Annotated in this window: 13 protein-coding genes; 11 read left to right on the top strand and 2 right to left on the bottom strand. The window is 65.4% G+C overall.

The genetic code is table 11. The features are described 5' to 3' along the window. The first annotated feature begins 67 nt into the window (after positions 1-67). The 11 genes from CLU87_RS18290 to CLU87_RS18345 all read left to right on the top strand — a co-directional run bounded on the left by CLU87_RS18290 (position 68) and on the right by CLU87_RS18345 (position 9,757). Positions 68-916 carry a 3-hydroxybutyryl-CoA dehydrogenase gene (locus CLU87_RS18290; protein ID WP_055396310.1) on the top strand — a complete coding sequence of 283 codons (849 nt, stop codon included), beginning with the start codon at positions 68-70 and terminating at the stop codon, positions 914-916. Between the two features lie 87 nt (positions 917-1,003). After that, positions 1,004-1,837 (top strand): crotonase/enoyl-CoA hydratase family protein, encoded by an 834-nt coding sequence (locus tag CLU87_RS18295; RefSeq protein WP_199170846.1) that lies wholly within the window; start codon positions 1,004-1,006, stop codon positions 1,835-1,837. Between the two features lie 271 nt (positions 1,838-2,108). After that, positions 2,109-2,573 (top strand): MarR family winged helix-turn-helix transcriptional regulator, encoded by a 465-nt coding sequence (locus tag CLU87_RS18300; RefSeq protein ID WP_099731384.1) that lies wholly within the window; start codon positions 2,109-2,111, stop codon positions 2,571-2,573. A 72-nt stretch (positions 2,574-2,645) separates the two neighbouring features. After that, complete coding sequence (locus CLU87_RS18305; RefSeq protein ID WP_056060042.1) at positions 2,646-3,062, top strand: organic hydroperoxide resistance protein; 417 nt, start codon at positions 2,646-2,648, stop codon at positions 3,060-3,062. A 273-nt stretch (positions 3,063-3,335) separates the two neighbouring features. Then, entirely contained in the window at positions 3,336-3,722 is a 387-nt protein-coding gene (locus CLU87_RS18315) for a DUF1304 domain-containing protein (protein WP_099731385.1), read from the top strand. 134 nt (positions 3,723-3,856) lie between these two features. Next, on the top strand, positions 3,857-4,615 hold the full coding sequence (locus CLU87_RS18320) for a metallophosphoesterase (RefSeq protein ID WP_056059678.1): 759 nt from the start codon (positions 3,857-3,859) through the stop codon (positions 4,613-4,615). 97 nt (positions 4,616-4,712) lie between these two features. Then, complete coding sequence (locus tag CLU87_RS18325) at positions 4,713-6,149, top strand: bifunctional serine/threonine-protein kinase/universal stress protein (RefSeq protein ID WP_099731386.1); 1,437 nt, start codon at positions 4,713-4,715, stop codon at positions 6,147-6,149. 105 nt (positions 6,150-6,254) lie between these two features. Next, positions 6,255-7,349: a DUF2855 family protein gene (locus tag CLU87_RS18330; RefSeq protein WP_099731387.1), complete on the top strand. Its 1,095-nt coding sequence runs from the start codon at positions 6,255-6,257 to the stop codon at positions 7,347-7,349. Positions 7,350-7,393: 44 nt separating this feature from the next. Beyond that, positions 7,394-8,452, top strand: coding sequence for a serine/threonine protein kinase (locus CLU87_RS18335; RefSeq protein WP_099731388.1), 1,059 nt, complete (start codon positions 7,394-7,396; stop codon positions 8,450-8,452). A 166-nt stretch (positions 8,453-8,618) separates the two neighbouring features. Then, a complete protein-coding gene (locus CLU87_RS18340) occupies positions 8,619-9,386 on the top strand; it encodes a response regulator transcription factor (RefSeq protein WP_099731389.1) in 768 nt (255 codons plus the stop codon). 62 nt (positions 9,387-9,448) lie between these two features. Beyond that, the gene (locus tag CLU87_RS18345) at positions 9,449-9,757 is read left to right on the top strand and encodes a hypothetical protein (protein WP_099732236.1); all 309 of its coding nucleotides are present in this window, start codon (positions 9,449-9,451) and stop codon (positions 9,755-9,757) included. A 175-nt stretch (positions 9,758-9,932) separates the two neighbouring features. On the opposite strand, the gene htpG is transcribed toward CLU87_RS18345, so the two are convergent. Together htpG and CLU87_RS18355 are read right to left on the bottom strand one after the other, a co-directional pair. Next, complete coding sequence (htpG, locus tag CLU87_RS18350; RefSeq protein ID WP_099731390.1) at positions 9,933-11,906, bottom strand: molecular chaperone HtpG; 1,974 nt, start codon at positions 11,904-11,906, stop codon at positions 9,933-9,935. 158 nt (positions 11,907-12,064) lie between these two features. After that, entirely contained in the window at positions 12,065-13,000 is a 936-nt protein-coding gene (locus CLU87_RS18355; protein ID WP_099731391.1) for an exopolyphosphatase, read from the bottom strand. Between the last annotated feature and the right edge of the window lie 6 nt (positions 13,001-13,006).

Below are 13,006 nucleotides of genomic sequence, written 5' to 3' on the forward strand. Positions count from 1 at the left end.
ACCGAACGGTCGTGCGATTCCCCTTACCATTCCGGCCATCCGTTTCACTTTGAAGAGGGCTCTCTATATGACGATTCAGACCGTAGGCATCATCGGCGCAGGCACCATGGGCAACGGCATTGCACAGGCCTGTGCGGTGTCGGGCATCAACGTGGTGATGGTTGATATCTCCGATGCTGCAGTGCAAAAAGGCCTGGCCACCGTGGCCGGCAGCCTGGACCGCCTGATCAAGAAGGAAAAAATCACCGAGGCCGACAAGGCCGCCGCGCTGGGCCGCATCAAGACCTCCACCAGCTACGACGACCTGAAGGCCGCGCAGCTTGTGATCGAGGCCGCCACCGAAAACTACGAACTCAAGCTCAAGATCCTGAAGCAAGTGGACGCACTGGTGGGCCCCGAGGTGCTGATCGCATCCAACACCTCGTCCATCTCCATCACCAAGCTGGCCGCCGCCACCAGCCGCGCCGACCGCTTCATCGGCATGCACTTCTTCAACCCCGTGCCCATGATGGCGCTGGTGGAGATCATTCGTGGCCTGCAGACCAGCGATGCCACGCACGACGCTGTGAAGGCCCTGGCCGAGGCCCTGGGCAAGAGCCCCATCACCGTGAAGAACGCGCCCGGTTTTGTGGTCAACCGCATCCTGGTGCCCATGATCAACGAGGCCTTCTTCGTGCTGGCCGAGGGCCTGGCCACGCCCGAGGACATCGACGCGGGCATGAAGCTGGGCTGCAACCAGCCCATCGGCCCGCTGGCACTGGCGGACATGATCGGCCTGGATGTGTGCCTGGCCGTGATGGACGTGTACCTGACCGAGTTTGGCGACAGCAAGTACCGCCCCTGCCCGCTGCTCAAGGAAATGGTGGCCGCAGGCCGCCTGGGCCGCAAGACGGGCCAGGGTGTTTACACCTACTAACCGTTGAACGCGCTGCGTTGTCCCCCTGGGGACGGCGCAGTCCGCGCACCGGGTTTTCAATCGTGGAAACGAAAAGGAGACCCGGCCATGTCAGAAGTCAACACCATCACCCCATCCAGCACCACGCCCCCGCCCGAGGGCTGCATTGACACCCTGGTGCTCGGCCACGTGCTGCTGATCGGCATCAACCGCCCTGCCAAGCGCAACGGCTGGACACCGCCCATGTTCCGCCAACTGGCGGAGGCCTACACCCGACTGGATGATGACCCCGACCTGCGCGTCGGTGTGCTGCATGCCATGGGCGACCACTTCACGGCCGGACTGGACCTGCCCGCTGTGAGCGCCTACATGCAGCGCGGCGAAAAAGCCATCCCCGAAGGCCTGGTGGAGCCCCATGACTACGGCCTGCCCGGCTACCGGCGCCGCACCAAGCCCATGGTGGTGGCGGTCAAGGGCATCTGCTTCACCGTAGGCATCGAGCTGATGCTGGGCGCCGACATCGTGGTGGCGGCCGACAACTGCCGCTTCTCGCAGATGGAGGTGCAGCGCGGCATCATGGCCACAGGCGGCGCCACGCTGCGCATGGCCGAGCGCGCGGGCACGGGCAATGCGCTGCTGCACCTGCTGACGGCCGACGAGTTTGGCAGCGCTGAGGCGTACCGCCTGAACTTTGTGCAGAAAGTGGTGCCGGCTGGCCAGGAGCTGGACGAGGCATTGGCGATCGCCCAGCGCATTGCCGCACAGGCGCCGCGTGCGGTGGTCGCAACTCGCCTGAATATGCTCAAGGCCATCGAGCAAGGCCAGGCGGCTGCGGTGGCGGACTTCATCCCGGTGCAGAAGGAACTGGCCAACAGCGAGGATGCGGCCGAAGGCGTGCGCGCTTTTGTCGAGCGCCGGCCCGCGCAGTTCAGCGGGCGATGAGGGCATTGTGGTGCATCGCCGGCAGAGCCACCACGCGCCATATTTCAAGCCCAATTGACCGCTAGCGCAGATAAATCATGCGCTACCAGCTTCACTATTGATAGCACCTCCTGAGGGCGACTTGGATGCGGCGCCCCCCGCATGCGCCAGCGGAGCGCGCGAATAGCACCGATGGCGCGACGCCGCTCCCCCACCGGCACAATCCCATCCATTAACAAAGTTTTTCACAATTCAATTGTACACAATTGAATTCACGCTCACAATTCACCCCATGCCCAGCCACAGCACACCCCACACTCCCAGCCCCGCCATCCTGCGGCTGGACAACCAGGTCTGCTTTGCGCTGTATTCCGCCTCGCTGGCGATGACCAAGCTGTACAAACCGCTGCTCGACCAGATCGGCCTGACCTACCCCCAGTACCTCGTGATGCTGGTGTTGTGGGAACAGGATGGCGTGACCGTCTCCGAGCTGGGCGAGCGCCTGTTCCTCGACTCCGGCACGCTCACGCCGTTGCTCAAGCGCCTGGAGGCGCAGGGCCACATTGCCCGGTTGCGCGATGTGCAGGACGAGCGCCGCGTGCGCATCACCCTCACGTCACAAGGCCGCGCGCTGCGCAACCAGGCCGAAGCCATTCCACCGTGCGTGCTGCAAAGCAGCCAGTGCTCGATTGCCGAGCTGACCACCTTGACCACCGAACTCAAGCAGCTGCGAGACCGGCTCAGCGAGCAACGCTGACGGCCTGCAGACAACGCAAGAACCGATTCCCTCCACCGCCCGCCAGTGGGCAACAACCGCAAGGAAGACACCATGACCACACTCGAAAAAGTCCTGTACACCGCCAAGTCGCACGTGACCGGTGGCCGCGATGGCGCCGCCAAGACCGATGACGGCCGCCTGGACGTCAAGCTGTCCTCGCCTGGTACGTCCGGCACCGGCACCAACCCCGAGCAGCTGTTTGCCTCCGGCTACGCAGCGTGTTTCATCGGCGCGATGAAGGCTGTGGGTGGCAAGATCGGCATCCCCGTGCCCCAGGATGTGTCCATCGACGCCGAAGTGGACCTGGGCCCCATCCCGAACGCCTACGGCATCGCTGCCCGCCTGGCCATCAGCCTGCCCGGCCTGGACAAGGCCACGGCCCAGAAGCTGGTAGACGCAGCCCACCAGGTCTGCCCCTACTCCAACGCCACGCGCGGCAACATCGACGTGACCATCACGATCGTCTGAGAACGTGTTGACGACCTCTCAGTGGCCGCGCAGCGGTCTTTGCGGGAGGGGATGCAAGGCGCGGTGCGCAGCCAATAGCTCGGCTATTGGCAAGTGCCGCAACGCCGCAGACCACCCGCAAAGACCACTGCCCGAAGGGTTGAAGCGAAATCGGGCGATTGAACGCCCCGGCTGCTTGCATGGGCATAAGCCCATGCGGCGCACCCGACGCATCCACTCATCCCGATTGCGCTCCAACGCGGTCGCTGCGAGGCCGCCAACACGTTCTGCACCATGGGCCGCCTGCTGATCCCCCGCATCGCGGTGGCCCTGGTGGCCATCGAGCATGTGTACATCCTCGTGCTCGAAATGTTCTTCTGGAACAAGCCCCTGGGCATGAAGACCTTCAACCTGACCCAGGAGCTGGCCGACGCCACCACCACGCTGGCGGCCAACCAGGGGCTGTACAACGGTTTTCTGGCGGCAGGCCTGTTCTGGGGGCTGTTCACCGGCACCCGGGTGTTCAAGATCTTCTTCCTGGCCTGCGTGATCGTGGCCGGGGTGTTTGGCGCCGCCACCGCAGCGCCCAAGATCTTCTTCAGCCAGGCGCTGCCCGCGATCATTGCGCTGGGCCTGGTGCTGGCACTGGACAAAAAAGCCGCCGCACAGCGCAGCCTCTGAGCTACCAAAACCATCGCTGCCAGCGCTTGATCAACAAGCGCTGGCAGCTATTTTTGCTTTGAATCCACGCAGGTACTGCCACCTGCAAGCTGGCGTTCAGCGACACCCGCGATGATGGGGTTGGAGACAACCCCATGAAAATCGCCCTGCTGTCCGACATCCATGCCAACCGCCAGGCCCTGGACGCCTGCCTGCAACACGCCCGCGCACAGGGCGCCGAACAATTTGCGCTGCTGGGCGACCTGGTGGGGTACGGCGGCGAGCCCGTGGCCGTGGTGGAGCAGGTGCGCGACCTGGCCCAGCAAGGTGCCCTGTGTGTGCTGGGCAACCATGACGCCATGGCCCTGGCCCCGCCTGCCAACCCACGCAACCGCAGCGAGCTGGGAGCGCAGTGGACGCACGACCAGCTCGGCAACAGCCACATCGCCTTTTTGCAGTCGCTGCCGCTCACGGCGCGGCTGGGCAGCAGCGCCTTGCTGGTGCACGCCAGTGCCGACATGCCCGCGCAGTGGCGGTATGTGGAGGACTCCAACGCCGCCGAGCGCAGCATGACCGCAGCGCAGGGCATCGACCCCGCCATCCGCTACGTGTTCAGCGGCCATGTGCACGAGCAGGTGCTGTACTTCCTCACGCCCACCGCCAAGCTGATGCGCTTTGCGCCCGAGCCCGGCGTGCCCGTGCCCGTGCCGACACACCGCCAGTGGCTGGGCATTGTGGGCTCGGTGGGCCAGCCGCGCGACGGCGATGCACGCGCCATGTACGCGCTGTTCGACGACACCGCCAAGCAGATCACGTTCTACCGCGTGCCCTACGACCACCTGGCCGCCGCCGCCGCCATCCGCGCGGCGGGCCTGCCAGGCTTCTACGCCGACCGCCTCGAAAAAGGCCAGTAGGGATGCGACACCCCCTGAGCGGCTACGCGGCGTCTCTCGCTGAGGGTATGCCAGTTTCTTGAGGCGTGGTCGGCAGGCAGCAAATGGAAGAACCGACATGAAATTGCTTGAGCCCGGCACCGAGATCGACGGCTTCCGCGTGGTGGACTGCATCCACGCGGGCGGCATGGCCCACATCTACGCCGTGGAATACGCGCAGGCCGACCGCAGCCCCGGCTTTGCCATGGCGATGAAGATCCCGCGCATGACGGCGGGCGACGGGGCCGAGAACATCGTGAGCTTCGAGGTCGAGCTGCAGATCCTGCCCGTGCTCAGCGGCCCGCATGTGCCGCGTTTTGTGGCGGCGGGCGACCTGGTGCGGCTGCCCTACCTGGTCATGGAATACATCCCCGGCCAGACGCTGCAGCACTGGCTGGATGCGCCAGGGCGCTGCGACATCGCCACCATAGCCCGCCTGGGCGCGGCCACGGCGCGCGCCGCGCACAGCCTGCACCAGCAGAACGTGTGCCACCTGGACCTCAAACCCGCCAACGTGCTCATCAAAGACGATGGCACGGCCGTGCTGCTGGACTTTGGCCTCTCGTGCCACGCCCACTACCCTGACCTGCTGGCCGAGGAAATGCGCCAGGCCGTGGGCTCGCCCGCCTGGATCGCACCGGAGCAGGTGGTGGGCGTGAGGGGCGACCCGCGCAGCGATATCTTTGCCATCGGCGTGATGCTGTACGAGCTGGCCACGGGCGAGCTGCCCTTTGGCGCACCCACCACCAGCGGCGGCATGCGCCAGCGCCTGTGGATGACGCCCGCGCCGCCGCGCAAGCACCGCGCCGACATCCCGCCCTGGCTGCAGGAGGTCATCCTGCGCTGCCTGGAGCCCGAGGCCGCAAGCCGTTACCCCTCGGCCGCGCACCTGGCGTTTGACCTGTCCAACCCCGAGCAGGTACTCATCACCGAACGCGGCGAGCGCACCGAGCGCACGCCGCTGCGCACCCACCTGCGCCGCTGGCTGCGCGCAGCGGGCATGCACTACACCCCCAGCCCCCTGCCCTCGCAGCAGATCGAGGACACGCCCATCCTCATGGTGGCCGTGCCCCATATCGACGTGACGGACGCCACCCTGTATTCGCTGCGCCAGGCGGTGGCGCGCTCCCTGGGCATCCGCCCCGGCGCACGGCTGGCCTGCGTGACGGTGGTGTCGCCCGGCGCCAGCAGCACCAGCGACAGCGAGCGCAGCGAAACCACGTTGCACCGCCAGCACATGGCGCGCCTGCGCCAGTGGGCCCAAGGGCTGGACCTGACCGGCCATGCCGTGAGCTACCACGTGCTCGAAGCGGGCGACGTGGCCCAGGCGCTGGTGCGCTATTCGGCCAGCAACCACGTGAGCATGATGATCCTGGGCGCCGCCACCCACGGGCTGCAAACCCAGCGCTTTTTTGCCACGGTGCCCATGCGCGTGGCGCGCGATGCGCCCTGCACGGTCATCCTGGTCAAGCAGGCGCTGCCTTTCGAGCAACTGGCCCAGCCCACGGCGGACTGAGCCAGTCAGCATTCCGGCACTCCGGCGCACCGCCACGCCGCGCACCTGTCGCCCAGGCGGCGCGCGCCGCTTGAGCGCACGCCCGCTTTGGTTTAGCGTCGCAGCATGAGCACCACCACCCTTCTCGTGCGCCAGGACCAGCTGGCCACCACCCGCCTGTTGACCACCGACGACACCCCGCTGGCCGAGGGCCAGGTCCGCGTGCGGGTCGAGTCCTTTGCCCTCACGGCCAACAACATCACCTATGCCGCGCTGGGCGACATGCTGAACTACTGGCAGTTCTTCCCCACCGGCGAGGCCGGCTGGGGCATCGTGCCCGTGTGGGGCTTTGGCACCGTGGTGCAGTCGCTGCACCCGGCCGTGGCGGTGGGCGAGCGGCTGTATGGCTACTGGCCCATGGCCAGCCAGGCCGTGCTGTCGCCCCAGCGTGTCAACCCCACGGGCTTCAGCGACGGCGCCCCGCACCGCGCGGGCCTGCATGCGGTCTACAACCACTACCTGCGCACCAGCACCGACGGGCTGTACCGCGCCGACAACGAGGACGTGCAGGCGCTGCTGCGGCCGCTGTTCATCACCTCGTGGCTCATCGACGACTTTCTGGCCGACCAGCAGTTCTTTGGCGCCAAGCGCATGCTGCTGTCCAGCGCGTCGAGCAAAACGGCCTACGGCACCGCCTTCCAGCTTGCACAGCGCGACGGCATCGAGGTCATTGGCCTCACCTCGCCCGGCAATGTGGCTTTTTGCGAAAGCCTGGGCTGCTACAGCCGCGTGGTCACCTACGACGCACTGGACCAGATTGACGGCGCCACACCCAGCGTCTACATCGACTTTGCGGGCAGCGTGGGCCTGCGCCAGCGCATCCACGCCCACTTCACGGGCCTGGCCTACAGCTGCTCGGTGGGCGCCAGCCACGTGCAGGACCTGGGCGGCGCAGGCCAGCTGCCCGGCCCGCGCCCGGTGATGTTCTTTGCGCCCGCCCAGGTCAAGAAGCGCCACACCGACTGGGGCGCCCAGGGCCTGAACGACCGCCTGGTGGCGGCCTGGAACCAGTTCAGCGCCGCCGTGTCGGCAGGGCCACAGCCCTGGCTGGTGGTGCAGCGCCATGCGGGCCCCCAGGCCACGCAAACCCTGTTTGCCAGCGTGCTGGCGGGCAGCGGTGACCCGCGTGCGGGGCATATCGCGACGATGCTGCCCGCTTAAAGCACGCAACCCGGCGGTCAAGGGCATGGCGGCGACAATGGGGCATGACCCCATTGCCCCCCGATACCGCTACCAACCCCGCCAACGACCAGCACCCCTACGCCCGCCTCACCCCCGACCAGGTGCTGGACGCACTGGCTGGCGTGGGCCTGTACGGCGATGGCCGCCTCATGGCCCTGTCGTCGTACGAAAACCGGGTGTACCAGGTCACTCTGGAAGACGGCGAGCGCGTGGTGGCCAAGTTCTACCGCCCGGGCCGCTGGAGCGAAGCGCAGATCCTCGAAGAACACGCCTTTGCCGCTGAGCTGATGGCGGCCGAAGTGCCCGCCGTGGGCCCGCTGGTGCTGAACGGCGCCACCCTGCACCAGCACGATGGCTTTGCGTTCTCCGTCAGCCCCTGGCGCGGCGGGCGCCAGCCCGAGCTGGACGACTTTGAAGTGCTGGAATGGATCGGCCGCTTTCTGGCCCGCATCCACACCGTGGGCGCCGCCCAGCCCTTTGCACACCGGCCCACGCTGGACCTGGCCACCTTCGGCACGGCATCGCGCGACTGGCTGCTGATGAACGAGATCATCCCGCTCGACATGCAAGCCGCCTGGAAGGCCCAGTGCGACAAAGCTCTTGATTTGATAGCTGCCAGCGCATATTCCACTGGCGCTACAGGCCAATTTGGCTTGAACAATGCCACCATGATCCGCCTGCACGGCGACTGCCACCCCGGCAACATCCTCTGGACCCCGCTGGATGAATGGGGCCGCGGCGGTCCGCACTTTGTGGACCTGGACGACGCGCGCATGGGTCCGGCCGTGCAGGATCTGTGGATGCTGCTGTCGGGAGACCGGCGCCAGCGCACCCACCAGCTCGGCGCCCTGATCGACGGCTACGAGCAGTTCCGCAGCTTCGACCGCCGCGAGCTGGCACTCATCGAGCCGCTGCGCACCTTGCGCCTGATCCACTACAGCGCCTGGCTCGCGCGCCGCTGGCAAGACCCGATCTTCCCGGTGAACTTTCCCTGGTTTGGCACCAGCGACTACTGGCGCGGGCAGGTGGACATGCTGATCGAGCAGATCGAGGCGATGGAGGAAGAACCGCTGGTGGCCTGACAAGGCGGATCGGGCGGGGACAGGCCCCACCAGCGCAGGCTCGGCCATTGCAAACGATTGTCAACCCGCGCGCACGGCGGGCAGATGTGGGGCAACATCAAAGCGCTCCCCAATTGGGGGTGTTTTGTTGATTCCAACGGGGTGCCAACCCCCAGAGCCCATCCCCATGCGCATCGCAGTCCTTGACGACGACCCGCTCCTGCTGGAGCAGATCAAGGGCACCCTGGAATGCCACCAGCACGTGTGCCACACCTTTGCCGACGGCACCAGCCTGCTGCAGGCGCTGCGCAACGACACCTTCGACCTGCTGATCGTGGACTGGCACCTGCCCGACATGGAGGGCACCGACGTGGTACAGACCGTGCGCAACACCCACGGCATGCAGCCGCCCATCCTGTTCATCACCCGCCGCAGCGATGAACGCGACGTGGTCGAGGCCCTGTCGCGGGGTGCCGACGACTTTATGAGCAAGCCCCTGCGCATGGGGGAACTGGTGGCCCGCGCCACCGCCCTGCTGCGCCGCGCCTTTCCCCAGTCCATGGGCGCCCGGCTGGAGTTTGGCGTGTACCGCTTTGACGCGGAACAACGCACCCTGCACATCCACGGCCAAGCCATCGGGCTCAAACACCGCGAATACGAACTCGCGCTGTTCCTGTTCCGCAACGCGGGCCGCCTGCTGTCCCGCTCACACCTGCGCGAAGCGGTATGGAGCGACGCCACCGACACCCCTTCGCGCTCCCTGGACACCCACATGTCGCGTCTGCGCAGCAAGCTGCAGTTGAAGGAGGCCAACGGCTACACGATCACGGCGGTGTATGGGGTGGGGTACCGGCTGGATGCGGTGTCGCTACCGCAGAAAAGTGGAACTACAGCACCCGCTACCGAGCCATTGCCAGAGCGCAGCGACCTCCAGCCGCAACTGGCAACAAGCTGATGGCATTGCGGGCGACGCTGGGCTATGCTGCCAGGCATCCCACCCCGTACGCAGTGCCCCCCATGAAAGACTGGATCCGCAACGCCCTATCGATCCGCCAACCGCGTCGGCCAGCGCCTGTGGGCTCGCTGCCTGTTGTGGGGGTGTTCATCGTGCGGGGAACGCTGAAGATGCTGGTCACCCACCCTGTGTCCACTGAGTTGTGGGACTGGCTGGTGCTATCGGGCTGGCGCAACATGCCGGTCAAGGCCGATCGCCGCAAAGGCCTGCTGCTGCCCGACGGTGCACTCAAGATGCTGATCGACGCCGACCCGGCGGAGCGCAACCAGGCGCATGCACGCATCCTGGAACTGGCCGAGTCCCAGGACTGACGAGCCATACGCACCCTCGCCACCAGGGGCAAAAAGTCCAGCCGCAGCGGCTGCCACCGTCCGTCGGCAAGAAAAAAACCCTGTGACGCCTGGCACCACGGGGATTTAAATTTGATAGCAGCCTGCGCATATGGAACTAGCGCCTGCTGCCGTTTTACCTGCAAAACGTCCAGGATCAGACCAGCAAGGCGTTCACACGCTTCACATAGGCCGCAGGGTCTTCTGGCAAGCCGCCTTCGGCCAGCAGGGCCTGGTCGAACAGGATGTGCGCCAGGTCATGGAAGTGCACGCTGCCGTCGAGCTTCTTGACCAGCGCGTGCTCGGCATTCACCTCCAGCACAGGTTTGGTCTCGGGGGCCTGCTGGCCGGCCTGCTTGAGCATGCGCGCCAGCTGGGTGCTCATGCCGTCGTCCTGCACCACCAGGCAGGCGGGCGAGTCGACCAGGCGCGTGGTCACGCGCACGTCTTCGGCCTTGTCCTTGAGCGCTTCTTTCAGCTTGGCCAGCACAGGCTTGAAGGCTTCGGCAGCTTCTTCGGCGGCTTTCTTCTCGGCCTCGTCCTGCAGCTTGCCCAGGTCCACGGCACCCTTGGCCACGCTTTGCAGCGGGGTGCCGTCAAACTCGTGCAGGTAGTTCAGTGCCCACTCGTCCACGCGGTCGGTCATCAGCAGGACCTCAATGCCCTTTTTCTTGAAGACTTCGAGCTGTGGACTGTTCTTGGCAGCAGCCAGGGTGTCGGCAGTGATGTAGTAAATCGCCTCCTGGCCTTCCTTCATGCGGGCCTTGTAATCGGCAAAACCGACCGTCACGGCGTCGCTGGTGGTGGATGCAAAACGCAGCAGCTTGGCCAGGCGCTCGCGGTTGCCAAAATCTTCGCCCAGGCCTTCTTTCAGCACGGCGCCAAACTCGGCGTAGAACGCGGTGTACTTGCCTTCCTTGGCTTTGTCGTCGGCATCCACCACGTCGGTCACGCCGTCCGCGCCCGCTGCGGTGTCGTGCTTGTCGTGCTTGGCCAGGTCTTCCAGCATCGAGAGCACGCGCTTGGTGGAGCCTTCGCGGATAGAGCGCACGTCACGGCTTTCCTGCAGCAGCTCGCGGCTCACGTTCAGCGGCAGGTCGGCCGAGTCGATCACACCCTTGACGAAGCGCAGGTAGGTGGGCATCAGCGCTTCGGCGTCGTCCATGATGAACACACGCTTCACATACAGCTTCACGCCAGCCTTCTTGTCGCGGTTCCACAAATCGAACGGCGCCTTGGCGGGGATGTACAGCAGCTGCGTGTACTCGGTGTTGCCTTCCACGCGGTTGTGCGCCCAGGTCAGTGGGGCTTCGTGATCGTGGCTGATGGTCTTGTAGAACTCGGCGTACTGCTCGTCGGTGATGTCCTTCTTGGGACGCGTCCACAGGGCGCTGGCCTTGTTGATGGTTTCCCACTCGCCTGTCTTGAACATGCCGCCGGGCTGGCGGCCACCGTTTTCGTCGTTGGGGTTGATCAGCTCGCCGTCTTTCCACTCTTCCTTTTCCATCAGGATGGGCAGGCTGATATGGTCGGAGTATTTGGCGATGACCTGCTTGAGCTTCCAGGCGTTGAGGTATTCCTCGGCGTCGTCGCGCAGGTGCAGGATGATGCTGGTGCCGCGCTGGGCGCGGGTGATGGTTTCCACCTCAAAGTCGCCCGTGCCACCGCTGATCCAGCGCACGCCTTCGTCGGCCTTGAGGCCCGCACGGCGCGATTCCACCGTGATCTTGTCGGCCACGATGAAGCCGGAATAGAAACCCACGCCGAACTGGCCGATGAGCTGGGCGTCCGCCTTCTGGTCGCCGCTGAGCTTGCCCATGAAGTCCTTGGTGCCGCTCTTGGCAATGGTGCCCAGGTGGTCGATGGCCTCCTGCTGGCTCATACCAATGCCGTTGTCGGTGATGGTCAGCGTCTTGGCGGCCTTGTCGAAGGTCACGCGTACTTCAAGGTTGGGCGCGTCTTCGTACAGGGCGGGCTTGTCCAGCGCCTCAAAACGCAGCTTGTCGCAGGCGTCCGACGCGTTGGAGATCAGCTCGCGCAGGAAGATTTCCTGGTTGGAATACAGCGAATGGGTGACCAGGTGCAGCAGCTGGGCCACTTCGGCTTGGAACGACAGGGTTTGCTTGCTCATGGAGGGGTTCTCTCTATGGAAATCGGTCTGAACGAATACGAATGGGATCGGCACAAAAAATCACGCCTGCCGAACCAGCAGGCGTGATGTAGGGGTGTGCGCCCGTTTTTCAAGGGCCAGGCATGGCGATCGTTGACCGCCCGGCCGGGCCTCTGTGCTCAGCCGTCGGTGGTGATGCGCTCGATCAGCGTCTTGAGCATGGTGTCGGCCTTGTCGTTGGCCACCTGGCAGGTGCCCGCCGCCGCGTGGCCGCCGCCGCCAAACTCCAGCATCAGGTTACCCACGTGGGTCTTGCTGCTGCGGTCCAGAATGGACTTGCCGGTGGCAAACACCGTGTTCTGCTTCTGCAGGCCCCACATCACGTGGATGGAGATGTTGCACTGTGGAAACAACGCATAGATCATGAACCGGTTGGTCGCCCAGATGGTTTCCTCGTCGCGCAGGTCCAGCACCACCAGATTGCCGATGCGAATGGCACAGCTTTGCAGCTGGGCCTGGGCCTTGGGGGCGTGCTCGCGGTACAGATTGACGCGCTCTTGCACATCGGGCAGCGCCAGGATCTCGTCGATGGTGTGGTCGCGGCAATACTGGATCAGGTCCATCATCAGCGCATAGTTGCTGATGCGGAACTCCCGAAAACGCCCCAGGCCCGTGCGCGAGTCCATGAGGTAGTTCAGCAACACCCAGCCCTGGGGGTTGAGGATGTCGTCGCGTGAATACTGCGCCGAGTCGGCCTGGTCCACGGCGGCCATCATCTCGTCGGTGATGCGCGGGAACGCGGCCTTGCCGCCATAGTGGTTGTAGACCACGCGCGCGGCCGAGGGGGCGTGGGCCTCGATGATGTGGTTCTCGTCGCGGCGACCCGAGTTGCGGATGGTTTCGGACTCGTGGTGGTCGAACACCAGGTGCGCACCCGGCACGTAGGGCAGGTTGGTGGTGATATCGCGGCTGGTGATAGGCACCTTGCCGTCCTGCATGTCCTTGGGGTGGACAAAAGTGATCTCGTCGATCAGGTTCAGCTCATTGAGCAGCACCGCGCAGACCAGGCCGTCAAAGTCACTGCGGGTCACCAGGCGGTATTTCGCATCACTCACTAAATT

Source organism: Acidovorax sp. 59 (genome assembly GCF_002754175.1).
Taxonomy (GTDB): Bacteria; Pseudomonadota; Gammaproteobacteria; order Burkholderiales; family Burkholderiaceae_C; genus Acidovorax; species Acidovorax delafieldii.

Bases quoted from the DNA above. Each gene is read 5' to 3' on its own strand.
- CLU87_RS18290 (WP_055396310.1), top strand. From the start codon at position 68: ATGACGATTCAGACCGTAGGCATCATCGGCGCAGGCACCATGGGCAAC.
- CLU87_RS18295 (WP_199170846.1), top strand. From the start codon at position 1,004: ATGTCAGAAGTCAACACCATCACCCCATCCAGCACCACGCCCCCGCCC.
- CLU87_RS18300 (WP_099731384.1), top strand. From the start codon at position 2,109: ATGCCCAGCCACAGCACACCCCACACTCCCAGCCCCGCCATCCTGCGG.
- CLU87_RS18305 (WP_056060042.1), top strand. From the start codon at position 2,646: ATGACCACACTCGAAAAAGTCCTGTACACCGCCAAGTCGCACGTGACC.
- CLU87_RS18315 (WP_099731385.1), top strand. From the start codon at position 3,336: ATGGGCCGCCTGCTGATCCCCCGCATCGCGGTGGCCCTGGTGGCCATC.
- CLU87_RS18320 (WP_056059678.1), top strand. From the start codon at position 3,857: ATGAAAATCGCCCTGCTGTCCGACATCCATGCCAACCGCCAGGCCCTG.
- CLU87_RS18325 (WP_099731386.1), top strand. From the start codon at position 4,713: ATGAAATTGCTTGAGCCCGGCACCGAGATCGACGGCTTCCGCGTGGTG.
- CLU87_RS18330 (WP_099731387.1), top strand. From the start codon at position 6,255: ATGAGCACCACCACCCTTCTCGTGCGCCAGGACCAGCTGGCCACCACC.
- CLU87_RS18335 (WP_099731388.1), top strand. From the start codon at position 7,394: ATGACCCCATTGCCCCCCGATACCGCTACCAACCCCGCCAACGACCAG.
- CLU87_RS18340 (WP_099731389.1), top strand. From the start codon at position 8,619: ATGCGCATCGCAGTCCTTGACGACGACCCGCTCCTGCTGGAGCAGATC.
- CLU87_RS18345 (WP_099732236.1), top strand. From the start codon at position 9,449: ATGAAAGACTGGATCCGCAACGCCCTATCGATCCGCCAACCGCGTCGG.
- htpG (WP_099731390.1), bottom strand. From the start codon at position 11,906: ATGAGCAAGCAAACCCTGTCGTTCCAAGCCGAAGTGGCCCAGCTGCTG.